Origin of the sequence: Legionella sp. PC997 (assembly GCF_014109825.1) — a bacterium.
In the GTDB taxonomy this organism is placed as follows: Bacteria; Pseudomonadota; Gammaproteobacteria; order Legionellales; family Legionellaceae; genus Legionella.
This window is the reverse complement of sequence record NZ_CP059576.1, coordinates 2,011,691-2,036,125: the sequence shown is the minus strand read 5'-3', so window position 1 is coordinate 2,036,125 and position 24,435 is coordinate 2,011,691. Positions and strand designations below refer to the sequence as shown.

Here is a 24,435-nt window from a genome sequence, read left to right as displayed (position 1 = left end):
ATGAGTATTTCGCAGTTTTTTATAATAACCCATATCTCTCATAACAAGTTTTATGAGAGTTCTCCATAAATCGAGAGGAGGAAATCGCTGGGGTAGATTATAATCGGTTCTCAACCGAACTCATCGTCTAAAAAAAGTTGTTAATTGTTGCCAGGGAGTTTTTTTATAATCTCCAACATAACCCCACGAGTCGACCCAAATAATTCGTTTAAACGCATCAGTGTGTTTTATTTTATTCATAAATAATTCTTTACTGTCATTTTTGGCAGCAAGAATTACCATGTTTGCACTTTGTCTTATAGGAATCACCAACGTATTGCTAAATTGATGTTTAATTAATTGAAAAATCGGGTATTGTTCTTTAATATTTGCTAGATTTACAGCAAAAATTCCATCATCAGTTATTATTTTTTTGCATGAAGCAAAAAACTGCTTGTTTGAACATTCAGGTGGAAAATGGTTTGCATTGTAGAGATCCACAATGAGATGTGAAAAATGAAATTCACTTGTTTGTACATAATCCATTGCATTTTCATGAATGATTGTTAAATTTTTTAAACGATCCATTATAAAAAAACGTTTTGCTATCTCGATAACCTCTTCGCTATTATCTACTGCAGTCAAATGAATATCCTTCAGCATTAGTGCGACTCCAGCCCCACCTAGGCCTAACATGCAAGTACTACCGGGATATTTTCGAGCCATTAATGTGAGTGCGGGTAGATAATGAAGGCCTGGCTGATGTGGATTATGACGGTTTATAACGGTTTGTAACGCATTACTTCCTAGTTTTAACCATCGATAAAATGCATTTTGATATACTTTGTAACCTGAAGGAGACGTATAAATGCAGGTACCTAGTTTTGTTTTCCACATTTTAGGAAGTCTTCTCTAATTGAAAGGGATAAATTGACCCTAGTTTTAGTATTCCAGTTAATTCATCCAGAGCACAAAAACACTCTTCAAGTAACAGAGGATCTGCTAAGTCGGTTGCAATTAACTCAGTACGATAGTGTTTTAATACCCACTGTTTCAAAAGCTTTAATAATTCTTCATTTATTAAAACGCCTTGATGCATTGCTTGAAGTTCCTCGTCATTTAACGCAATACGTAATCTCAGACAAGCGGGGCCACCACCATTTCGCATGCTTTGTTTCAAATCAAGGAAGCGAACGGAGTTAATGGGATTCGAGGAATCAGAGAGTATTCTCTCAATACAGCTATTAGCACGTGAATTAGTTTGACACTCAAAAGGAGCTATAAGCATCATAGAGTTTTGTTGGGGCAAGCTAACGACTTGTGAATTGAAAAGGTAGGTTTCAACAGCATCTACTATACTCAGTTCTTTTGCTGAAATTTGAATGATATTGATGGGAAATGAAGCTTTGTCGTTTAATTCGTTAAGGACAGAACCTTGCTGATGAAATGCTTGTTCGTGGATGAGTAAGACCGATTCATTCGCTACACATATCACGTCATTATGAAAAACGCCTTGGTCGATAGCGAGCGGATTTTGATAAGCGAATACAACATGGTCTGTCGATAATTGATGTTGACGGACGATGGCTTGTGATGCTTCTTGGGTTTGTCGAGCTGGATATTTTATTGGCCCAGGTTGCAATGGATTGTTTGTTAAACCTTTTTTCCCATATACAAAAAGATGAATTCCAGGTTGATTGTAGCTCTGGCAGATGCGGCTGTGATTCGCAGCACCCTCATCTCCCATAATGGTTGATCGAGGTAGAATAGGGTGATGATGGAAGTAATCTGAGTTTGAGAAAATAAATTCCAGAATTTTTTTGGAGAAATCAGCTTCATGATGTCGGTGTAAATTACTTACAAGATTTGCTGCTGTAAAATGAACTTTGTGGTCTTGGGTATCAGTACTTGGGGAAATTGTGGCAGCATTTGCTGACCACATACTGGAAGCTGAATAACAAGCACTGAGAAGATCCGGGGCTGTTCTGTAGGCTTTATTAATTTGTTCTTTCGGTGTACCACAAAAACCCAATTGGTAAAGTAGTTCAAGATTAGGGCGTTGGTGGGGGGGAAGTAAACCCTGTTGGAGGCCCATTTTATGAAGTAGGTGCATTTTCTCTAAGCCTTGCAAAGCAGCTGCTTGAGGATTGGAACTTGCTAGTGCGTTCGAGAAGGAGGCAATATTGCCTTGCGCAAGCCCGGCATAATTATGGGAGGGTCCGACAAGGCCATCCATGTTTAATTCATAAACATTCATTTCTAATTATCCATTTTTAAAGTAATTACTAAGCGGAAACTCAATGGGTAAGTTAGGCATAGATGCCCCAATGATTTACCTTACTTAGACAGTTTAGAATTTTCCACATAATTTTATTTACCCAATACAATACCAGGCAAAATTTGTTCAGGCATTGTTAGAACTGGCTGCTCCATACTGGAAACCGGATAAGCGCAATAATCTGTGGCAAAATAAGCACTGGGCCTATGATTTCCACTTAGCCCAACCCCTCCAAATGGAAGGCTACTGGCTGCTCCTGTTGTAGGTCGGTTCCAATTAATTAATCCAGCGCGTATTTGTTGATAAAATTGATCATAGTGCTGTTCATTATTACTAATCAAGCCCGCAACTAAACCGTAACGGGTTTGATTAGCCAACTTGATGGCTTCATCAAAATGATTGTAACGATATATCTGCACTAAAGGAGCAAAAATTTCCTCATCTGGGGGATTTTCAAAGTGTGTCATATCAATTATGCCTGGTGACAGTAGGCCAGTCTGTTCAGCAAGTAAAGTCATTGGTAAGAGGGAAGAGCCACCCGAGTCAACCAGTTTTTTTTGACTCTGAAGATGTTTAGTGGCTTGTGCATGACTAATAACGGGGCCCATGAAGGGTTCTGGTGTTTTATCAAAAGGGCCAATCTTAAGAGATGAGCATGTTTTGATAAAATTATTTAAAAATTCATCACCCTGGTGTGTGTCCGGAATAATGACGCGTCGTGCGCAGGTGCAGCGTTGACCCGCCGTAAGCAAAGTGGAGAGCAAAGTATGATAGATGGCCGCATGAAGATCAGGAATTTCATCAATGACTAAAGGATTATTTCCACCCATTTCAAGAGCTAAAATTACTTCAGGTTTATCGCTAAATTGTTGATGGATGCGTAACCCCGTTGTATAACTCCCTGTAAAATATACGCCTTGAATATCTTGTGAAAGTAAAGCTTTCCCACAAGAGGCATCGCCTTGTAAACAATTAATCACTCCGGGGGGTATTTTGCTTTCATGCCAACACTGCATAATAAATTCAGCGACCGCTGGTGTCTGCTCACTTGGTTTATAAAGAATTGTATTGCCTGCAAGAAGGGCTGGAACTATGTGTCCATTACTTAAATGGGCGGGGAAATTAAATGCGCCAAGCACCACTACGACCCCTTGGGGTTTAAAACGAAGACATGCATTAGCTTCTGTGGTTTTGGTTATTTTTGTCCAAGTTCGCTCATGGTATGCTTGTATGGATAAATTAATTTTTCCTATAACAGCATTGACCTCAGTATGAGCTTCCCATAAAGGTTTTCCCGTTTCTAAAGCGATTAGGTGTGCTAGATGATCACGATTTTTATCAATTTCTTGTGCAAATTTGTGGGTATAATGGGCTCGTTTTTCGAAATCCAAAGAGGACCAAGGAGAAAGTGCTTGTCGTGCTGCGTCAGAGGCAGCTGAAACTTCTTGAGCTGTAGCATTTGTGCCTTGCCAAAGTAAGCTACCATAGCTAGGGTTTATGGATTCAAGTGTAGTTCCATGACCTCTTATCCATTGACCATTAATATATTGTCCTTTTCCATAGATGATTTCACCTTTAGTCATTTACCTCTCCACTCTCACATTGTAAAGGAGCTATTCGTAATTGATTTCCGCATTTGACTTGGAGGAGATTAGCTGTTTCTTTACTAATAATGCAGGTATTATTTTCTTTATTGACTAGCGCACTATTAATAGTTGCTCGAAAATTCAATTGGGTATTTGATAATAAATAACTAGTGCTACTCACCTCATCACTAATATTTTTAATGGTTACTACTTGGCTAAGTTCGATGGTTTTAATTTGTGATAAGGGAACCTCAAGGGTAGGGCCAGCATCAAAAATATCAATATACTTATTATATCGAAAACCTTCTTTTAATAAGATGTTCATAGCTGCTTGGGTGGAAGGATGGGCTTGTCCAATTACCGCTTGGGCTTCCAGCGACAGCAATTTAATGTATAAAGGATTTCGTGGCATTAAATCAGCTATAAATTGTTTGTCAGTTGCTAGAGTAAGTCGATCGGCATCTGCAAAAGACATATGAAAAAAATGGCTTCCCACATTTTCCCAAAAAGGTGATATACCCTTAGCATCTGAGATTCCCCGCATTTCAGCAATTACTGTTGAGGCAAAACGTTCAGGATGCTGGGCGATAAATAGGAAACGTGCTTTGGATAGCAATAAACCATTTTTATTTTTTCTATACTTCGGTTCTAAAAAAAGCGTGCAGATTTCACTTCGGCCTTGATTATCATTCACTAAGCTTAAAACCTCATAATCACTACGAATATTTAATGAGCGACTAATTCGGGTACGTTTGGAAATTTTATAAGAATAGAAAGGAGCCTCATGACCGGTATAGGATTCAATTCCTGAAACACCGATTATTTTTTTACTTTTAGGGTTTTCTAAAACAAATAGATAATATTCATTATTTGGTTTTTCAACATTTTTTTTAAATGAATCAGTGGACCAGTGAAGTCGTTTTGCCAATATTTCCTTATCTTTAGAAAGTGTCGTGATTCCTACACCACTTTCTTCGGCCAAATGATGAATGGCATCTAAATCTGTATTGCACGCACTACGAAATAGCATCATTTTTTAAATCCTCTAAGCCACCTTGAGCAAGGTCGAGTAAGAGTAGGGCGCTGAGTGCAGCACGTTCAGACAGACTATCGAGTAGTATATATTCATCTGCACTGTGGATATTTCCTCCCCTGACTCCCAGTGTATCTAGGACGGGTAAACCGTGTTGTGCTAAGTTATTTCCATCACAGCAGCCCCCACTATCTTTCCAATCTATAGATAAACCGAGCTCTTGTCCTAAATGTTGAATACGATGAAACAGACGTTCTGTACCTGAGCACACACGTTTAACGGGCCTACCAAATATACCATGTATACTTAAAGAATAGTCTGGACGTTTTAATTGAACAACAATATTATCAAGTTCGCTTCGTACCCAAAATTCATCTTCAGGAAGACTGATTCTAATGTCAAGTTGCGCTACCGCTTTGTCAGGAACTACGTTAAGTGCTTCGCCACCTGCGATTTTTCCTACGTTGATGGTTACTCCATTACGCTTTCCATTAAGAGCGTGTATGGCACTTATCGCTTCAGCTAAGTAACAAATTGCATTTCGTCCTTCTGCAAAATCACGTCCTGCATGAGCTGCTTTGCCAGTAGCGATGAGTGTTATTTTTCCGCTTCCTTTACGATTTTTAGCTAAAGTTCCATTTGCGGTCATGGCTGGCTCGTATACCAGAGCTGCTTGGTAATTAGATGCCAGTTTATCAAAAAGTATGCTGGATGCTGGTGATCCAATTTCTTCGTCTGCATTAATTAAAACATCCCAACCCAGTTCTGTCGCGCAGTCGTTCAGTTCAAAAGCAGATAAGGCATGCAACATCACAATAAGCCCACCTTTCATATCAGTAACACCGGGCCCGTTGATACAGTTATCATTAATATAAGTTAATTTCTGGAATGGATTATTGACAGCATATACAGTATCCATGTGTCCACAAAGTAAAACACGACGTTTTAAGTGGGGCCGTTTTCTGATGAATAGAACATTCCCACAACTTTGGAGTGAAGTAGTTCCGCACATATCAATAACTGAGAAGGGTTGCAATTTTTTTTTATCAATTGTATCTGCAAGGGGCAGATAGACTTCCTTCAGTAGATTAGCCATGGAGGCTAATCCAACTAAATTCGTAGTCCCAGAATTAATCTCACAAAATTGATGGAGTTGTTTCACCATCATGCTTTGTTTGTTTTTTATTATATTTATCAGCTTATTATATGATTTAATCACGGGTTTTGGCTTAATGCTAAAAATACAGAATAGCTGAAATTAGGTGGCTTAACAATCTATTGTCCTATTGCGCCAGAAAGAAAAAATGCACGCAATTCGCTCCTATCCGATCATTTCATCCTCCATCCAATGATGCCTGGAGGATGCATTCCATTCAAAAAAATTTTTATTAGGGTACTGAAGATTGTTGTTTTGGAGCTGGAGACGGATTATTTATAGGCCATATTTGAGGTAATGCCATGAAACCGAGTTTACTAAGCAACCCCTCTGGTTTGGTTTGTTCCTCAGTTTTGACAGGGTTCAGTTCTGGATGAACACTGGAGTCAACACGTTTATCCAGACTTTGTAGACGCTGAAGTTGCCTTTCTTGAAGTTCGAGTAACTTATTAAAACGTTCTGTACTTGCTTTCAATTCGGATTTAACTTCTAAAAGTTCAGATTCTACTTTGCAAATACGCTCTGCTACCTGATCGAAACTTGCTGCTTTTTTATCCAAGAAAGAATTAAGTTTTTCTTGAAAAGAAAGCCTTTGATTTGAATCAGTTATAGCTGTGCTAGATAGAATTCTTACGGTACCCTCTAAAGTGGAAGCAATCTTTTTAGCTTTTTCTACCTCAGCCCCCATAGATATTCGTACCTCAGATAACTCAGATGTTTTTTGGGACAATAACACCAGACTTCTTGAATGCTCATCTCGAGCTTTCATAAGTTCTTTTTGGGTTGTTTCAAATTGCTTATTTTGTTTTTCAACATCCAGTTTTAAAGAGGCTGCTGTTTTTTCAAGCTCGTCTTTTGTTTTACGAAGTAATTTTTCGGTTTCTACGTACACTTCAACTTGAGCGCTCAATGTTTCAACTTCTTCATTCAACCTTGAAATATTTCTAGCTAATTTTTCATTTTCTTCTTTAAATCGTTCGATTTCAACGGCTAGTTTTTTACGAATAGCATCTAATGCACCAATAGTTAACTCAAGGATCTCTGCGACCCCAAAAATCCCTTCTTTTAATTTTTGAGCAATGTTTCTCGTATGATAATGATGGTCATCAAGAACGATACCGCTGGTAGTGTATGCTAAGGCGCTTACACCACTAATTGTAACTAGAAATCCAATGTGAGCTGCTGCACCTATGATTAAGGTTGGTCCTGATATGGCAACCCCACCTATAATTCTCTGCCATAAAGGCAACTCTCCCCAAAACGCAGCCGCACGGGAAATAAGGCTTGGATTATCTTGTAAACTTTCCACTATTTCCCCCAAGCTTTTTTTGACTTGGGCTAAGTGTTGTTGAGTTAAAGCAATACTTTGAAGACTATCTAGGTCATGTTCAGGTGAATCTGGGTTGAGTAATAATTCTTTTGCCGCATCGGAGAAGTTCATCTGTGATAAAGCTTTTTCAATAACGACTCTATTAGTATTAGAGAGGTTTGTATCACTCTTTATAAGTACATCAAGTTCTTGTTCTTTAATAGACATAACACTAGCTCCCTGTGTTTAAGAATCTCCCTGTAAATTCTATTTTTAACCACAAGACATGAATAAGCAAGTAAAAAATTTGTTTTCATGGAGTTATTTTAAGACAATGGTGCTAGGGAAAAGTAGCGCAATTTTTAGCTCTGTAGCGTTGAAGTAAATTCTGCTATTTCTTCGCCCAGTTTATTTCTGCTTTCGTAGAATAATCCTTTGTTTTGTAGGGAAGTTCCTTTATCAATCATTCCCTCAGAGAATCCCAAAGTAGGAATAAGAAGTATATAGCCCAGTAAGGACACCATTATGCCTGCGAGTTCATATAAAATGGGATGATTTATTTTTAGGGCATCGGTTAGTGTTTGGTAGATTTCAATGGACTCTTTAGACGGAGTATTTACGAGTTCAGAAGTACGGGAAATGATTTCGAGTATGAGCTCGTCGCTACCCGACTTTTGCCGATTTAACTTCGCTACATTATTTAATAAATCAAGACCCACTCGCTTAATGTTTCCTTCGGGTAGCTTTTCAAATTGTTCTTGAGTTTGTTTAAGTCTTTTTTTAAGAAGTTTCTTTGTTTGTATCTCAGGGCAGTTCATATCCCGCCAGTGAATTAACCAAGATTTCTTCTTGTTCATAATTAAATCTGAGTAATTTGCATTGACATACGTATTTAAAGCGTTCCATATGATTTTTCGATGAAAATTCATACCTCTTCCTTTTACATTTGCAGCTGCTGCATCTAAAGAACGCTCGAATTCTTTTTTAGTTATAGGTTTTTCTAACCTAAAGGACTTCATCAAATTATAGTATGTAGATGATAGGGCGCCACGATCTATTGCATCTTTGCAAGAAAAATTGAAACTTTTAGGATGGACTTTTTTTATGATGTAGTTGGGGAGCTCATATTTGATGAAGTGCACCCAAACTGCTTGTTTTTCTGCGGAAGATATAGAACTTCTATGGATAAGGCCTTGTGCCTTAAAACTCTCCAAAAGTAGATTTGTTAAAATTTGCTGTTCATCAGTCCCAAACAATAATGCTCTTGCGGCGGTGCTAATGTGGAAATCAGAAACGACTTTTTTATTTGTTCTCTCTCCTGCTATATCTAGAAATTCATTAAATACAGCTCTGGTGGATAAAGTATCATCTATTTTTTCGAAGTCGGAGGACTCCATTAAACCTTCATTTGCTGGAAGGGTAATGACTAAGACCTTGAGGCTCGGATCGTCTTCAAGTATATGTAGTGCTAGAGTTAAATCTCTTTCTTTAGCTCCAGCTATATCATACTTACTTCGATCTAACCCCAAATTATTAAAATAGATATGACATATTTGTTTATTCGATCTTTCGGCATTTATTTCTAACCAACGTTTAAAAAGAGGGCTGATGCGAGTTTTCCCACTATGGCGCTGGGCTTGGGTGCTGAAACGATACTCTGTTGGATCTGAAGGGTCCTGATAGGAAAAGTTTTTGATGGTTGGCAGATTGGTTTCTTGTTGGGGTTTAAAGTCATCCGAAAATAAAGAATAAAGACGACGGTAAATTCCACCTTCGCTATGGGGAGAGTGTCGATTAACTTTTTTATCAATGTCTTTTATTGTTTTTTGAATTTTTTTTTCTACATTGGATTTCCGAGGATGTATTTTGGCACCAATATCATTTATCCAATCAGAAGATTCTTCGAGGATCTTGTTGTCATTGTGGTAAATCGCTAAAACTAATTCATCCAGCTTTTTAACTTGTTCTGCTGGATTGTTCTCAATATACGTTTCTAAAGCAGCGATACAAGACGAATATAAATTACCATAGGGATAAGCATTATTATACGGTTGCTTCATCACAGTGTGTAATTTGGAAAATTCAGGCGGGAGTTGCGCAATAGGGCATTGGCCAATTGCAGCTTTTAATTGAAGAAAATAAGTATAGCAGTTACGATTATGAAGTGCATCGCTAGTTAGATTTGCTGCATTTTTTGCGTTGGTGCTCATAATTTTTATATGATTGTGCAAATTGCGGTCATTATATAGAAAAGGGAGTTATATTGGAAGAGTCGTTAGAAGTATTGATACCGAGTACAAAAGTGGAATATCAAATTTTTTTAAATATTTGCCATCCTGAGTGGAAGGAAATTCTAATCACAGCATTGAAAACGATGGATCAGAATTATTTGTTTCAGTTAATTCATGATAAAAATTGGTTGCCGGGCGCAGAACGATTACTTGCGGCGTTCAATTTACCGTTGACAAGAACTCAATACATTTTATTAGGAGAATCCCCATATCCTCGTAAAGATTCAGCAAATGGATATGCTTTTTGGGATAACTCCGTTGCGGACCTATGGAGTTCGACCGGTTTAAGTAAAACAGTTAATAGGGCAACTTCTTTGCGTAATTGGATAAAAATGATGCTTTGTGCCCGTGGCGATTTAGGTTTTAATACGTCACAAGCTGATATAGCCTTACTGGATAAAAATGGTCTGGTGCAAACGGCCCAACAATTGTTTGAAGGGATGATGAATAAAGGTATTTTATTGCTCAATGCCTCATTGGTCTATAGTGAGGGTAAAGTTCCTTATCATGCTCGCCAATGGAAGCCTTTTATCCAAAGTCTGTTGGAGCAGTTAGTTCAAGTTAAACCTAATGTTCAGCTAATTTTATTAGGTAAAATAGCAGAAACCGCAGCTCAGAATAAATTGCCTATAGGACTTATTGCAGAACATCCCTATAATGTGAGCTTTATCACGAATCAACACGTGATCAATTTTTTTAAACCTCTGGATTTATTAAAATATGAGTAATTCTGAATCAACAATTAACTCTCAAGAAATTAGTAAGTTTGCTCAGCATGCTAACTTATGGTGGGATAAAGAAGGGCCATTGAAAACACTTCATGATATCAATGAAATCCGACTGGATTTTATTAAGCAACATGTTCACTTAAATGGTTTAAATGTTTTGGATGTTGGTTGTGGCGGTGGGATTTTATGTGAAGCTATGGCAGGTACTGGAGCAAATGTTACTGGTATCGATGCAGAACCTACAGCAATTTCTGTAGCAAAAGAACATGCAAAAAAAAATCATTTGAACATTAACTACCAATGTACTTCAGTTGAAACATATAAAGATCAAAGTTTTGATGTTATTACCTGCATGGAAATGTTGGAGCATGTAGAAAATCCTGAGCTTGTTTTTGAACATTGTAGACGGTTACTAAAGCCTCATGGGTTTTTATTTGTATCAACAATCAGTAGAACAGTTAAAGCCTATGCTACTGCAATTATTGCTGCTGAGTATGTATTGAATTTATTGCCAAAACAGACCCATGATTATAAAAAATTTATAAAACCCAGTGAGTTGTGTGCTATGGCTCGTCCTTGGGACTTTAATTTAATAGATTTGAAAGGTATGGATTACAACCCTTTTCTGAGAAAAGCTACGTTAGGGTCGGATGTAAGAGTTAATTATTTGATGGCTTTTCAATAATAATAAACGAGCTAGTACTTATCTAAGACTGGAATTAAAAAAGCCAGTCTTAGATTCTTGAGATTTCGTTATGTGTCACTATGGGTATTCTGATTTTTTTCGGAAATTTGTTTCTTGTTATAACGCTCCAAATAACGCTGATGAGCGTATCTGGCTTGTTCTTGTGTGACTACATCTACTTCATTCCCATAAATATCAATACGCGCAGCGTTCTCTTTTTGGCAGTTTAGATAAGCTGGTGAAGCACTGTAGTAGCTTAAAGCCTCACGTATCGCTTTTTTGCTAAAAGGCGGGGTATCTAGTCGTTCGTAGAAGTCGATGATATCGTCAAATATTCCAATTTTTAGAGGTTTGATCTGATTCCCTTTTTTAAAAAAGGCATTTGGAAAATGTTCAATAAGCCAATCTATGACATTTAGTTTATCTTTTTTTACTGTAGTTAACGGTTGTTTGTCCATCATTTTGCTCTAAAGCGTAATCTAGATGCTGAATAAACTACCACATCTTTTGACATAATCAAGCACTTGTATGTAAAGACTGTTATTAGTTTTAGTTTTTTAGTTAAAAATAATACGCTTTATTGAAAATGCAGCACGTTTTTTTTGCTCGATCTCGTGTAAGAGATTTCTCAATTCAAGCAAAGAGAATTGCTGCTTTCTTTGCCCTAGATTATAGTCATTTTTCATAACATCCTGTTTTTTAACCAAAATTTTTCGAATATGCTTTTTGAGCCACTTAAAATTTGTTAGGGAAAGACACTGAGGTCTGCTTGCGCTTCTCATTATCTATGCTAAATTTTAAACATGACTTGTATGGATATAAGTCACACAAATGGAATTGTAATCATATGGATATGATTTATCATGGATGATAATAAGAACTTAAACGTTCTTATACGGATGACTGCGAAAGCCAGGGTTTATGCCCTGGCTTTTTTTTATGCTACTAAATAGCCTGATCGAGATAAAAACTTTTTATCAGGAAAATAGGCGAAAATCACAGACCCATTTTTAATTGTATTAATTACGGGTTTTGCTAAAGTTTGAGCGATCGCAGGACACCCCCAGGATAACCCAGCGCGACCTGCTCGCTTTATGAAATCAGGTTCTACATACCAAGCTCCATGTATTACTACACGTCGACTTAATGCATTGTCATTAAATCCTTTATCTAAGCCCTGTAAATTAAGCGAATATCCTTTATGCCCTATATAGGTGTCTTTTGTAATGTAGGTACCTAAGCTTGATTGTTTGCTTGAAGGAATATTGGAAAAATGACTGGCCTTATTCACACCCGAATTTTTTCCGTGTGCCACATAAGTGTTATATAAAAGACGTTCTTTACGAATATCGAATACCCACATTCGTTGTTTGTTTGAGGGTAAGGAATAATCTATTACTGTAAGTACAGGCTTTTTAACAGAGCCTCTTTTACTTGCGTTTTGGTACGCAGTTAATGCAAGTCTTAAAACATTTTTATTCAATTGGGGTGCTTTATGGCTCAAATGTTGCAATTTGCTATTAATATCTGAATCTGACCTTGCTGCAAACGAAGGTGTGCTTGAGGTTATATTACTAGTTAAAATTACGGTTGAGATAAGAGTTAATAGAGTATTCATACTGCTCCTTTCTTCTATAAATCGCCGTTATAGTTTCTTCGAAAAAATGGTGATTATATTAACAATTCACGTAATTGTAAAATCATGAGCCCTTTATTTGTCCATCAGGGAAAAATATTACTCAATTCATATGCTTAACCCTGTATTGAAAAAATATATAGATTAAACAATGGCCTATATGATGCAAAAAAGACCAATTTGAGTTGTCAAATGGAGTACAAATCGATAAAAAAAAATTCAAAAAAAATAAATAAATACCAGAAAAAAGAGCGAATTTTAGGTATAATAACTCGATTTACCGCCGATTTATTCTTTGTTCCTAGGCAAAATAACCGGTAATGCATTCCATTTTAGATGGCGCTAAATTATACTTGGCTGTTAGTTTTTAAACTCTTTTAAACCCAGCATTGACTTGTACTTCTTTGTGTTTCAAGAGTGAACGGGAAAAAGATTAGTTATATTTGATTGCGGAGAATACTATGCTGGAAAAGCAGATCATACAATTACCAGAAGACCTACGTGCTGCTATTAACCATGCCTATCGTATTGATGAGTTGCCTTTAATAACCGAACTTTGTGAAAAAGCGGCGTTAGGGCAACAGCAACTAATTAACATTAAGGATAGAGCTACAAAATTAGTTGAGTCAGTGCGCATGGAACGAAAAAAAAGCACGGGAATTGATTCATTTTTGACTGAGTATGCTTTATCCAGTGATGAAGGTATTGCTCTGATGTGTTTGGCTGAAGCACTATTACGTGTTCCTGATAGTGCTACAGTAGATAATTTAATTAAAGATAAATTGTCGGGTGGAGATTGGAAATCACATATAGGCCAAAGTGATTCATTCTTTGTTAACGCAACAACTTGGGCATTAATGCTCACAGGGAAAATACTCACTCCGGAAAAAGCCGAAACCACATTAACTAAATCTTTAATGAAGCTTGTTAATCGCAGCAGCGAAGCGGTTGTAAGAAAAGCAGTTGATAAAGCCATGCGCATTATGAGCAAACAATTTGTTATGGGGCGCACTATTAGTGAAGCATTAAGCCGAGCCAAAAAGAAAGAGGCGCAAGGATACCGTTATTCATATGATATGTTGGGCGAAGCTGCTCTTACATCAATAGATGCATTGCGTTACTTTGAAGCCTATAAGGAAGCAATTGAAACCATAGGAAAGCAGGCTGATAAAGACTCTGATGTATATAAACGTGCAGGTATATCTATAAAACTTTCTGCATTGCACCCACGTTATAACGAAAGTCAGCATGATCGCGTTATGGAGGAGTTACCCGTTAAACTACTCGCTCTGGCTCGATTGGCAAAAAGTTACGGAATTGCCCTTACGGTTGATGCAGAAGAGTCTGAGCGTTTGGATTTATCACTGGATGTGATGGAGCGTGTTTTTAATGATGCAAGTTTGGATGGTTGGAATGGTTTTGGTTTAGCAGTTCAGTCCTATCAAAAAAGAGCCTTTTATGTATTAGATTGGGTTGCCGCTCTTGCAAGAAGCAAGCAACGTCGAATCATGGTGCGATTGATAAAAGGAGCTTATTGGGATAGTGAGATAAAAAAGACACAAATGCAGGGTTTTAAAGAATATCCTGTGTTTACCCGCAAAGTTTTTACAGATGTTTCTTTCCAGGCTTGTGCTAAAAAAATATTGACCATGACGGATGCCATTTATCCTCAATTTGCAACCCATAATGCCTATTCGGTGGCGATGATTTTAGATATTACTGGTGATTATCGAGACTTCGAATTTCAGTGTTTGCATGGAATGGGTACTGAGCTCTATCAACAAATAGTACCAGCCGAACGTTATGGAATCCCATGTCGTATTTATGCGCCAGTGGGAAGTCATGAAGATTTACTTCCCTATTTGGTACGTCGTTTGTTAGAAAACGGAGCAAATTCATCATTTGTAAACCGAATCGTTGATGATAACGCACCGATTAGTACGTTGGTTGAGGATCCTGTAGAAAAAGCCAGATCTTTATTGCATAAGATGAATCAAAATATTCCACTACCGGAGGATATCTTTCAACCCAGCAGAAAAAATTCTAAAGGGTTTGATTTTTCTGATCGTACTGAGCGAGCTCTTTTACAACAAAAAATGACCCAACTTAAATTGCAACACTGGACTTCAGGCCCCATGATCTCAGGAACTGCATCACTTAAAGGTGAAAAGCAACGCGTTGAGTCACCGCAACTAACTGAAAATATTATTGGAACCGTTCAAAATTCATCCCTAGAAGATGTGGAGCAAGCATTGGTACAAGCTGTGCAGGCATTTCCAGGATGGTCGAATACTCCTGTAAAAGAAAGAGCCGCCTGTCTTAACCGTTTTGCTGATTTATTACAGGAACATTCCGCAGAACTTATGACCATCGCATGTCTAGAAGCCGGTAAGACCATGAATGACTGCATTTCAGAAGTGCGAGAAGCAATAGATTTTTGTCGTTACTATGCGATGCAGGCGCAGCAAATTTTAGCTGCTCCTCTGCGTTTAACTGGTTATACAGGGGAGCTCAATGAGCTTAGTTTGCATCCACGTGGGGTCGCACTTTGTATCAGTCCCTGGAATTTTCCCTTAGCAATTTTTACAGGTCAGGTTGCTGCCGCCTTGGTTACAGGAAATTGTGTTATTGCAAAACCAGCAGAACAAACCCCATTAATTGCTGCCTATACAGTTAAATTAATGCATCGAGCAGGAATTCCAGCGGCCGTTGTACAATTACTTCCTGGACCTGGTGAAACCATTGGGGCTGCATTAGTTTCCGACAAAAGAATTAAAGCAGTATTGTTTACAGGTTCTACGGACACAGCAAATCTAATTAATCGTACCTTAGCAACGCGTGGTGGTGAACTGATTCCTTTAATTGCTGAGACAGGCGGCCAAAATGCGATGATTGTAGACTCGTCTGCACTATTGGAACAGGTAGTAGTGGATGCAGTTAACTCTGCCTTCGGTAGCGCTGGCCAAAGATGTTCTGCGCTCCGCGTATTATTCGTTCAAGAAGAAGTATATCCACGAACCATTGCTCTCTTAAAAGGAGCTATGGCTGAATTGGTAGTAGGCGATCCTCGTTGGCTGGTAACTGATGTTGGGCCTGTGATTGATAAGGCTGCTTTATCCACATTAAAAAATCATGTGGAGCATATGAAAAAGCGTTTTGAAATTATTTACCAATGTCCTTTGGATGAATCTTTGGAGTCGGGATACTTCATGCCACCCACTGCGATTGCTATTGATCATATTAATGCATTGGAAAAGGAAGTCTTTGGTCCGGTATTACATGTAATCCAATTCAAACGAAAAGATCTCGATCAAGTTATTAAACAAATTAATGCAACAGGTTATGGTTTAACCTTGGGTATCCATAGTCGAATTAATGAAACAGTAGAATATATCAGACAAAATATTCATGCGGGTAACTGTTATGTAAACCGTAATATGATAGGTGCTGTTGTTGGATTACAACCTTTTGGTGGAGAGGGATTGTCTGGTACCGGTCCTAAAGCAGGCGGTCCAAACTATTTGATTCGACTTTGCCATGAACGCACTTACACAGTTGACACTACTGCTGCAGGAGGTAATGCAAGTTTAATGTCCTTACCTGATTAGTTTATATCTGGGGCGTAATTCAGTATTTTGATTGAGTTACGCCTATATTGCTGGCGCAACAGGATGTTGCCATTTCTCATTCAGTGGAGTTATTAATGGATAAGATATTCTATGTAACCCAGGCTTTAATTTCTATGCTCATTTGTTGTGTTAGCAATACGTTGCTCGCAATGACTTTTGCTCCTCCTCAGTCGAATCAATTTATTTCTTATAATGACGTAGGTGAAGGTAAACCAATCGTATTAATCCACGCATTCCCTACAGATCAACGATTATGGCAGGCCCAACAAGAAGGACTTAAAGAGCGCTTTCGAGTGATTACTTTGGATCTATGGGGATTTGGTGAGTCCTCATCTGTGGATGGAAATGCCATTCCTATGACTGAATATGCCGACGAAGTAAAACAGTTATTAGATTACCTAAAAATAGATAAAGCAATTATTGCTGGAGAGTCTATGGGAGGTTACATTGCGCTAGCATTTTTAGATAAATATCCGCATAAAACGCTAGGATTAGTGCTTTCTAATACCCAAGCTGTGGCAGATAGTCCTGAAACAAAAGTAACTCGGGAAAAAACTGCACTTGATGTTCTTGAAAATGGAATGGAAAATTTGATAGAGGGTTTTATGATCAAGGCACTTGCATCTAATGTCTCATGGGAACTAAAAACTTATCTTCGTCATATTCTAAGCTTGCAAAAGTCAACTGCTGCTGCATCTGCCTTGCGTGGAATGGCACTCCGTGATAACACCTCATCTGTCCTGGCAGCAACAAGGGTGCCTATTTTAATTATTACAGGTGAGATGGATAAAGTGATTCCTCCACAACAAAGTATCGATATGCATTCACTTGCCAAAAATAGTCAATTAATTGTTTTGCCTAATACAGGGCATTTATCTAATTTAGAACAACCCCAACAATGGAATCAAGCAATAATGGATATGTTTGAATAGTAGTAAGGTGTTATTGCCCGGAGAAACTTGAAGATCCAGCCGTCATCCCATGTCTAGTTTAAGATGGCGGCTTTAGATATGCTAATGTCTTTTAGCAAGAAACCAGGGGATTAATACAAATAAAAGTAATCCACCGATTAAAAAAGATTCAAAGATAAAAACATTACCAACCGGTATTTGTGTGGGCGGTACGAATCCGATAACAATTGCTGTTAGGCAACAGAGAATCCCAATGATACATAATAACCACATCACCATATTACCACCTGGAACGGTGTACCCTCGATTCAGGTTGGGTTTACTATATCGTAGTTTAATAGCAGCAGCAAACATAAACACATAGACCAATAAGGCCATTTGCGCACACAGATCACTTAACATCCAGTAGGCCGCATTAATTGAATCTAACAAAATAAAAGCTGTACTAAGAAGGGTAAAAATAATAGCTTGTGCAAAGAGAATTTTTGTTGGAGCACCGTATTTATTTGTATGGGCGAATAGTGCAGGTAAAGAGCCATCCCTCGCTGAAACCATTAATCCTTTTGTGGGACCGATAATCCAAGCCGAAACTCCACTGAGTCCACCTAAAATAATTAAAATGGCAATAATTGAGGTCATCCAGGGCATATTATATGCATTAAAAAAAACAGCATAAGCATCGATTAGCCCAGATACCACACTTAAACTTTCATTGGGGACCACGACCATAATAGCTATTGAGCCTAATGAAAGTGTAGAAATGACTAAAATAGTTGAATATAAAAGTGCTTTTGGATAATCCCGTTGAGGATTTTTTACTTCTTCAGCATGAACTGCTGACATCTCCATACCAAGAAGACCAAATAATACTACTGCAAATAAGGATAAATTACCAAATGAACTGAAGTCAGGTAACCATGTCGTTGGATAGCCGACAACCATAGGTTTTCCTTGAACTGCCCATAATATTGCTAAAAAAATAATAAACAGCATGGGAAATATAGTCCCTATTGTTGCTCCAATAGTGCTTACTATGCTTGATACTTTCATTCCAAAGCAATTGAGAAGCGTAAACAACCAAAACAGACCCAGCACGGTACCCAACAAGTAATACTTGTTGCTCCCTAATTCTGGGACTATTAAATAGGATAGGGTTGCCGCGATAAAAGCCAGTATCGTTGGATACCATACCACATTATATATCCACTGTAGCCAAATAGTAATAAAAGCTGCTCGTTTACCGAATGCTTCGCGAACCCATACGTATATTCCACCAGTTTCGGGATAGGTTGTTGCTAATTCTGCCGCCACTAAAGATACAGGAATAAAAAAGGCAAATGCAGCTACAACGTAATAAGAGACTAATGTAAGTCCAAGTTTGGCACTAATAGGCAAAGTACGTAAGCTATCAACAGCAATAACGTTAATCATTACTAATGAAAAAACACTTAGAACCTTTTTAGGGTGATTCATGATTTGTCCTTAACAAATGCGGTACAAGCAAAACTTTGAATGCGCAATGCCATTATCATTAATGAAATTAAAACTAAAAAGTAGTTTGATTTTTAGAATCATAAAAAAGTGAGCATTAGATATTTGGGTGAACTGAATCTCAGAGCGGTTGGGCCTCAGGCCCAACCCAGACGTTAACCTAATCATCTCAATTACACAGGTTCCTGAGAACGTATTGAAGAATCCCACCATTTTTATAATATTCTAATTCATCAGCAGTATCGATACGGCATAATGCTTTGATCTTCTCAACTTGACCATTGGAACGCTCAATGGTGACAGGAACCATTGAACCAGGCTTTAATGAATCAGTTACGTCGATGCTAACACGCTCATCTCCTTTCAAATCCAGAGTTTTACGAGTTATACCTTCACAAAATTGTAGAGGTAAAACACCCATGCCGATTAAATTTGACCGGTGAATGCGTTCAAAGCTTTCAGTAAGAACGGCTTTGACTCCAAGTAAATTGGTGCCTTTTGCTGCCCAATCCCTTGAAGAGCCAGTACCGTATTCTTTCCCAGCAATCACTACGAGATCATGATGATCTTTTTGATAAAGCATTGCTGCATCGTAAATGGGCATAACTTCCCCAGATGGAATATACCGGGTAATGCCACCTTCTTGTCCCGGAGTCATTTCATTGCGGATGCGAATGTTAGCAAAAGTACCTCGCATCATCACTTCATGGTTACCACGACGAGAGCCATAGGAGTTAAACTCCTTTTCATCAACCCCTTTGGATTTTAAATACAAACCTGCTGGAGAGTTCGCTTTGATTGAGCCTGCTGGAGAGATGTGATCGGTTGTAATTGAATCACCAAATAAAGCCAAAATATAAGCCTGTTTGATTGATTTAATTGAATCAGGTTTTGCTTTTAGATGGTCAAAAAACGGTGGGTGTTGAATGTATGTTGAATTTGCGTCCCATTCATAGGTTTTTCCAGTGCTTGTTTTAATTGATTGCCAGTGTTCGTCACCGAGAAAAACTTCCGCATATTCTTTACGGAACATGCCACCAGTAACTTTAGATACCTCAGCAGCAATTTCAGCATTAGATGGCCAAATATCTTTGAGATACACATCATTCCCTTTATCATCTTTGCCAATAGGATCTTTACTTAGATCGATTGTGGTCGTTCCGCATAAAGCATAAGCAACTACTAAAGGCGGAGATGCTAACCAGTTTGCTCTGACTTGTGGATGTACACGGCCTTCAAAGTTTCGGTTCCCTGATAAAACAGCTGAAACGACGAGATCGTTATCACTGACGCAGTGAGAAATAGCATCCGGAAGTGGACCCGAGTTACCGATACATGTAGTACAGCCATAGCCAACTAAATTAAAACCTAATTGATCCAAATAAGGTTGTAACCCTGCTTGTTTGAGATAATCTGTAACTACTTTAGATCCAGGAGCTAAAGAAGACTTAACCCAAGGTTTGCGTTGGAGGCCTTTTTCAATAGCTTTTTTGGCTACTAAACCTGCTGCCATGAGTACACTTGGGTTTGATGTATTGGTGCAACTGGTAATGGCGGCAATAACCACATGGCCGTGTTTCATTTGGAAATCATGATTTTTAACTGAGAACGAAGAATTTGTTTCCTGTTCTTTCCCAGCTTCCTTAAGAAACTTATCGAATTCCACAGGTAGCGTATTTAAAGTTACTTTGTCTTGTGGGCGTTTCGGGCCAGCTAAGGATGGGACAACAGAACTCAAATCAAGTTCTAGGGTGTCAGTAAATACAGGATCTTCGCTGTCATTTTCATACCACATACCTTGGGCTTTAGCGTACGCTTCGACCAATGCAATAGTATGTTTATCACGGCCGGTCAACTCTAAATAACGAATGGTTTCTTTGTCTACTGGGAAAAAACCACATGTAGCGCCGTATTCCGGAGCCATATTAGAAATTGTAGCGCGATCAGCAAGGGGCAAATCACTTAACCCAGGGCCATAAAATTCAACAAATTTGCCAACCACACCTTTTTTTCTAAGCATTTGGGTTACAGTGAGTACGAGGTCGGTTGCAGTGATTCCTTCCTTCATTTTTCCATGTAATTTAAATCCGATAACCTCTGGGATCAACATGGATACAGGCTGTCCTAGCATGGCAGCTTCTGCTTCAATACCTCCAACCCCCCAACCGAGAACACCCAAGCCATTAATCATGGTTGTATGAGAATCTGTACCTACTAAAGTATCTGGATAGGCATATAAAGTGCCGTCTTCAATACTACTCCATACCGTTTTTCCTAAATATTCAAGATTTACTTGATGGCAAATCCCGGTTCCAGGTGGTACGACTTGGAAATTATTAAAAGCTTTTTGTCCCCAGCGTAAAAATTCATAACGCTCATTGTTTCGCTTCATTTCGATTTCAGTATTTACAGTTAAAGCGTCTTTACTGCCAAACTTATCAACCATAACTGAATGATCAATGACTAAGTCAACTGGAGATAATGGGGAGATTTTATCGGGATTACCACCCATTTTAACAATAGCATCTCGCATTGCGGCTAAATCAACTACAGCGGGAACTCCAGTGAAGTCTTGCATTAATACACGAGCAGGCCTAAATGCAATTTCATGTTGTGAGGTTTTATCGTTCAGCCAGTTGGCAACAGCTTTAATATCTTTAGTGGTAACTGTATTGTCATCTTCGAAACGCAATAGATTTTCAAGCAGCACTTTAAGCGAATAAGGAAGACGATGGATCCCATTTAAATGTTTCTGTTCCGCTTCTTTAAGGCTGTAATAATGATAAGTTTTTCCATCTACATGTAATTGAGATTTTGTTGATAAGCTGTCATGACCTACTTTCATAAGGAGCTCCTGAAATCAAAAACCGAATGATAGCTCAATTTTCAGAAAATTCCATGAGTTCTTATGAAATTAGGTCAGAACTTTTTAGAATACAGTAGCATTCTTAGTAAGCCCTGGAACATCGTCAAAATCTAATTCTGGATTATTGACTTTAGCAGCAGCTTCAAAAATAAGTTTTTCTAAACCTTTTACCTCTGAGGTATCAAGAGGCCCAGGGGTTAATAAAGAGGCAACACCAGGAGCCAACAGCGAAATACCAATTGGAAGTAAAATTGCAGTTATCAATGGATTAAAGAATAACGCAGCAAAGGAAGCTAAGATAAGCGCTGCACCTAAGATGGTCGCAGCTAGTGAGATATTATGCCGAAAGGGCTCTTCGATTACCTTAGTAACTCCCACTGGATAATAATTTTTATGGTTAAGATAAGAATCTACATAGGTACTAGTTTTAGGTGAGTCAGATATACACTTTGATAAGGTTTTAGCAAAAACATAATATTGAGCTAATATTCGTTGGGTTTCAAAAGGATCTGGGTTTTGCTTCAGGGCAGTCTCAAACTCCTGCCTTCTCAAGGCCAGTAAATCAAGAAAAGCGTTTTTTGTATTTCCTTCAATTAGTAATTTCAACGCTTCATTAATCATATCCGAAACTGATTCGTGCGTATATTTTGGCTTATAAAATGAATTTTTACCGTACATGATATTTACTCTTCTATATTTTGAGTGCGCAGATTAACATTGTTTGATTTGATTTAAAATGGCTCTTTTAGATTAATTTACACTCAAGAAATATTTTTTAACAAAAAATTAATAGTTATGTGTTTTTTATTAATTGGTATGGATATTGCTACCTAAATCTACAAATTTAGGAGAATTGGAATGACTGACTTGAGTAAAGCAATATCAAATCTACCCGCTATTGACCTTTTCTCAAATAATTTGTCGAATAACACTTTAGATGGCGAAATTTTGACGAAAACGGTAGAAAACTCAGAGATGCAAAATCCTTTGTCAAATAATGATCCTAAGGACGTAGATGAGTTTCTATTTTTATTAACTCATATTGCGACCCCTATATCCAATCATCAAGAAGCTAAACAAAATTCGATTCCAGTTTCAGAAGTAATAGCATCATTGAGTTCCATAACTGGTGCTTCAGTAATTGATTCTGAAGAAGTGTTAGAAAACCCCATATCAGAAGAAACGAATGAAGAACAATCCGCACATGTTATGGAAGATAATGTTGCTGTTTCATGGATAAATTCTCCGTATTACCAGAATGTAATCGAAATGACAAAATTAAATATGGACCTACAAGATGCCAAGGCAATTGAAAATAGAACCCCAATAATGCTTGAGACAGAAGAGGACGTTCCAACTTTCGGAGAAAATAGCGACGCTCAAATTCAAAACAGTTTAACTCAACAGGTGGTAGAAGATTGGGTTATTCAAAATGAATCTTTTTTATCTGAAGTGAAGCAGGAAGCTGATGCAAACTGGATAAGTAATGATCAGGCAACCGATTCAGTTGAGGATAAAAATATAAGTATAGGGGCAAATGGCGAGCTGAATGTAACAATAAAAACCCAAGAAACTCTAAACCCAGTTCAAAAATTTCAAAATGTGAATGAAAATATTAAAACCCAAGAAGAACAACAAACCAATGCACCGGCTTTAATTGAAATTACAGAAGTATATGGTTTATTACCCAATTCTCATTCGTACCCAATGATAACACCGGATGCTTCAAATCTTATAGAATCCACTGTGTCCAATCTAACTTCAAGGAATATTCTAGCATCGCGTGAAGAACATACAAAATCAATGAGCTCACTAATTCCCTTGGGTCCTAACGCTAATTTCTTGGAAGTGGAAAATTTGGAGAACCAGATTATATTTCAGCCTTTAAATCAAATAGAAATTCAAAATGAAATTATGTTACCTACTGACTCAAAGCTCACCCATCTAATCGAGCATGTTAATGAAATAAACTTAGCATCCATGGTAAATGTACTGGCTACTGTGGAAATTAATACCCCGACTCGTACTCTCGATATATCTCAAACCCTAACTATCCCTATGGAAATAAATAATCCGGAATGGTCAGACCAATTTTCACAGCATATTATCTGGCTTGGGCAGCAAGAGTTTAAAGGTGCAATAATTAAAATAAATCCTGAACACTTAGGACCGTTGGAAATCAGCCTTAAGATAATAAACGACACCGCTTCAATAAATATAACAACACATAATTCTCATGTACGTGATATTATTGATCAATCATTACCGAAACTACAGGTGATGATGGCGGAACAAGGTTTAAATTTATCAGAAGTGCACATTGATTCGGAAACCCATTCACATCAATTTTCACAACAGAATACTCGAGACCCAGAACAATTTCCTCAAGGAGGTGAAGATGAGGTAACCCCCTTAAAAAATAAGAGGGTAATTAAAGGTTTGGTCGATTATTTTGCCTAAGCATTACTTTATTGATTAGAAGTATGAATTTTAACGACAACTTCTTTTACAGCGAATCACACGTCCACTCCAGCGGTCAATGAGACAGCTTCGACTACAGCCATGGCCTATGTATCTCCAGTCTGTCCAGTAAAATTTTCTATGGTGACGGTGATGGCGGTAGTGGCGATAAGGTTGCGGGCCATAATATGAAGACGGCCCATAGTATCCAGAATGGTATCCCACAAAATATGCAAGCTGTTGAGCAGGTAGGGCGGAGGTCGCTTCTGCCTTAGCTATATTACTGTAAAGGAAACCTATAAGTATTGTGAAAGATAGAACAAGGAGCCGAAAAATCCTACAGTTTCGAATGATAACTTTTTCCATGTTGCAACTCCATATTTTGTTGTTACATTAG

At 38.0% G+C, this 24,435-nt stretch carries 17 protein-coding genes; 5 read left to right on the top strand and 12 right to left on the bottom strand.

What is annotated here, in order from left to right:
* Positions 1–120 precede the first annotated feature (120 nt).
* From HBNCFIEN_RS08645 to HBNCFIEN_RS08615, 7 genes are all read right to left on the bottom strand, one after another.
* Positions 121–876 carry a spermidine synthase gene (locus tag HBNCFIEN_RS08645; protein ID WP_182390712.1) on the bottom strand — a complete coding sequence of 252 codons (756 nt, stop codon included), beginning with the start codon at positions 874–876 and terminating at the stop codon, positions 121–123.
* Between the two features lies 1 nt (position 877).
* Complete coding sequence (gene astB, locus HBNCFIEN_RS08640) at positions 878–2,236, bottom strand: N-succinylarginine dihydrolase (protein ID WP_182390711.1); 1,359 nt, start codon at positions 2,234–2,236, stop codon at positions 878–880.
* A gap of 113 nt (positions 2,237–2,349) precedes the next feature.
* The gene (astD, locus tag HBNCFIEN_RS08635) at positions 2,350–3,840 is read right to left on the bottom strand and encodes a succinylglutamate-semialdehyde dehydrogenase (protein WP_182390710.1); all 1,491 of its coding nucleotides are present in this window, start codon (positions 3,838–3,840) and stop codon (positions 2,350–2,352) included.
* The gene (locus HBNCFIEN_RS08630) at positions 3,833–4,876 is read right to left on the bottom strand and encodes an arginine N-succinyltransferase (RefSeq protein WP_182390709.1); all 1,044 of its coding nucleotides are present in this window, start codon (positions 4,874–4,876) and stop codon (positions 3,833–3,835) included. Before HBNCFIEN_RS08630 ends, astD begins: the two co-directional genes overlap by 8 nt.
* Positions 4,860–6,095, bottom strand: a complete 1,236-nt coding sequence (locus HBNCFIEN_RS08625; RefSeq protein ID WP_182390708.1) for a hydrolase — start codon at positions 6,093–6,095, stop codon at positions 4,860–4,862. The genes HBNCFIEN_RS08630 and HBNCFIEN_RS08625 overlap by 17 nt, the downstream gene beginning before the upstream one ends.
* Positions 6,096–6,264: 169 nt before the next feature.
* Complete coding sequence (locus HBNCFIEN_RS08620; RefSeq protein ID WP_182390707.1) at positions 6,265–7,569, bottom strand: LegC2/C7 family Dot/Icm T4SS effector; 1,305 nt, start codon at positions 7,567–7,569, stop codon at positions 6,265–6,267.
* A 134-nt stretch (positions 7,570–7,703) separates the two neighbouring features.
* Positions 7,704–9,551, bottom strand: a complete 1,848-nt coding sequence (locus HBNCFIEN_RS08615) for a hypothetical protein (protein WP_182390706.1) — start codon at positions 9,549–9,551, stop codon at positions 7,704–7,706.
* A gap of 53 nt (positions 9,552–9,604) precedes the next feature.
* Between HBNCFIEN_RS08615 and HBNCFIEN_RS08610 the strand changes: the two genes are divergently transcribed.
* Positions 9,605–10,360: a uracil-DNA glycosylase family protein gene (locus HBNCFIEN_RS08610; protein WP_370530098.1), complete on the top strand. Its 756-nt coding sequence runs from the start codon at positions 9,605–9,607 to the stop codon at positions 10,358–10,360.
* Positions 10,353–11,045 carry a bifunctional 2-polyprenyl-6-hydroxyphenol methylase/3-demethylubiquinol 3-O-methyltransferase UbiG gene (ubiG, locus tag HBNCFIEN_RS08605; protein WP_182390705.1) on the top strand — a complete coding sequence of 231 codons (693 nt, stop codon included), beginning with the start codon at positions 10,353–10,355 and terminating at the stop codon, positions 11,043–11,045. Before HBNCFIEN_RS08610 ends, ubiG begins: the two co-directional genes overlap by 8 nt.
* Positions 11,046–11,113: 68 nt before the next feature.
* On the opposite strand, the gene HBNCFIEN_RS08600 is transcribed toward ubiG, so the two are convergent.
* Positions 11,114–11,503: a ProQ/FinO family protein gene (locus tag HBNCFIEN_RS08600; RefSeq protein WP_182393655.1), complete on the bottom strand. Its 390-nt coding sequence runs from the start codon at positions 11,501–11,503 to the stop codon at positions 11,114–11,116.
* A gap of 479 nt (positions 11,504–11,982) precedes the next feature.
* On the bottom strand, positions 11,983–12,663 hold the full coding sequence (locus HBNCFIEN_RS08595) for a murein L,D-transpeptidase catalytic domain family protein (RefSeq protein WP_182390704.1): 681 nt from the start codon (positions 12,661–12,663) through the stop codon (positions 11,983–11,985).
* A 479-nt stretch (positions 12,664–13,142) separates the two neighbouring features.
* Here HBNCFIEN_RS08595 and putA point away from each other — a divergent pair, with 479 nt between their 5' ends.
* The gene (gene putA, locus HBNCFIEN_RS08590) at positions 13,143–16,289 is read left to right on the top strand and encodes a bifunctional proline dehydrogenase/L-glutamate gamma-semialdehyde dehydrogenase PutA (RefSeq protein WP_182390703.1); all 3,147 of its coding nucleotides are present in this window, start codon (positions 13,143–13,145) and stop codon (positions 16,287–16,289) included.
* A 95-nt stretch (positions 16,290–16,384) separates the two neighbouring features.
* Positions 16,385–17,242 (top strand): alpha/beta fold hydrolase, encoded by an 858-nt coding sequence (locus HBNCFIEN_RS08585; RefSeq protein ID WP_182390702.1) that lies wholly within the window; start codon positions 16,385–16,387, stop codon positions 17,240–17,242.
* A gap of 81 nt (positions 17,243–17,323) precedes the next feature.
* Here HBNCFIEN_RS08585 and HBNCFIEN_RS08580 read toward each other — a convergent pair whose 3' ends face one another.
* The 3 genes from HBNCFIEN_RS08580 to HBNCFIEN_RS08570 all read right to left on the bottom strand — a co-directional run bounded on the left by HBNCFIEN_RS08580 (position 17,324) and on the right by HBNCFIEN_RS08570 (position 22,256).
* Complete coding sequence (locus HBNCFIEN_RS08580; protein WP_182390701.1) at positions 17,324–18,694, bottom strand: APC family permease; 1,371 nt, start codon at positions 18,692–18,694, stop codon at positions 17,324–17,326.
* A gap of 187 nt (positions 18,695–18,881) precedes the next feature.
* Complete coding sequence (gene acnA / locus HBNCFIEN_RS08575; protein ID WP_182390700.1) at positions 18,882–21,557, bottom strand: aconitate hydratase AcnA; 2,676 nt, start codon at positions 21,555–21,557, stop codon at positions 18,882–18,884.
* Positions 21,558–21,641: 84 nt separating this feature from the next.
* Positions 21,642–22,256 carry a hypothetical protein gene (locus HBNCFIEN_RS08570; protein WP_182390699.1) on the bottom strand — a complete coding sequence of 205 codons (615 nt, stop codon included), beginning with the start codon at positions 22,254–22,256 and terminating at the stop codon, positions 21,642–21,644.
* 180 nt (positions 22,257–22,436) lie between these two features.
* Between HBNCFIEN_RS08570 and HBNCFIEN_RS08565 the strand changes: the two genes are divergently transcribed.
* Positions 22,437–24,038: a flagellar hook-length control protein FliK gene (locus HBNCFIEN_RS08565; RefSeq protein ID WP_255464167.1), complete on the top strand. Its 1,602-nt coding sequence runs from the start codon at positions 22,437–22,439 to the stop codon at positions 24,036–24,038.
* Positions 24,039–24,435 lie beyond the last annotated feature (397 nt).

Bases quoted from the DNA above. Each gene is read 5' to 3' on its own strand.
- HBNCFIEN_RS08600 (WP_182393655.1), bottom strand. From the start codon at position 11,503: ATGGACAAACAACCGTTAACTACAGTAAAAAAAGATAAACTAAATGTC.
- HBNCFIEN_RS08615 (WP_182390706.1), bottom strand. From the start codon at position 9,551: ATGAGCACCAACGCAAAAAATGCAGCAAATCTAACTAGCGATGCACTT.
- astB (WP_182390711.1), bottom strand. From the start codon at position 2,236: ATGAATGTTTATGAATTAAACATGGATGGCCTTGTCGGACCCTCCCAT.
- HBNCFIEN_RS08645 (WP_182390712.1), bottom strand. From the start codon at position 876: ATGTGGAAAACAAAACTAGGTACCTGCATTTATACGTCTCCTTCAGGT.
- ubiG (WP_182390705.1), top strand. From the start codon at position 10,353: ATGAGTAATTCTGAATCAACAATTAACTCTCAAGAAATTAGTAAGTTT.
- HBNCFIEN_RS08630 (WP_182390709.1), bottom strand. From the start codon at position 4,876: ATGATGCTATTTCGTAGTGCGTGCAATACAGATTTAGATGCCATTCAT.
- putA (WP_182390703.1), top strand. From the start codon at position 13,143: ATGCTGGAAAAGCAGATCATACAATTACCAGAAGACCTACGTGCTGCT.
- acnA (WP_182390700.1), bottom strand. From the start codon at position 21,557: ATGAAAGTAGGTCATGACAGCTTATCAACAAAATCTCAATTACATGTA.
- HBNCFIEN_RS08595 (WP_182390704.1), bottom strand. From the start codon at position 12,663: ATGAATACTCTATTAACTCTTATCTCAACCGTAATTTTAACTAGTAAT.
- HBNCFIEN_RS08580 (WP_182390701.1), bottom strand. From the start codon at position 18,694: ATGAATCACCCTAAAAAGGTTCTAAGTGTTTTTTCATTAGTAATGATT.
- HBNCFIEN_RS08620 (WP_182390707.1), bottom strand. From the start codon at position 7,569: ATGTCTATTAAAGAACAAGAACTTGATGTACTTATAAAGAGTGATACA.
- HBNCFIEN_RS08585 (WP_182390702.1), top strand. From the start codon at position 16,385: ATGGATAAGATATTCTATGTAACCCAGGCTTTAATTTCTATGCTCATT.
- HBNCFIEN_RS08570 (WP_182390699.1), bottom strand. From the start codon at position 22,256: ATGTACGGTAAAAATTCATTTTATAAGCCAAAATATACGCACGAATCA.
- HBNCFIEN_RS08565 (WP_255464167.1), top strand. From the start codon at position 22,437: ATGACTGACTTGAGTAAAGCAATATCAAATCTACCCGCTATTGACCTT.
- astD (WP_182390710.1), bottom strand. From the start codon at position 3,840: ATGACTAAAGGTGAAATCATCTATGGAAAAGGACAATATATTAATGGT.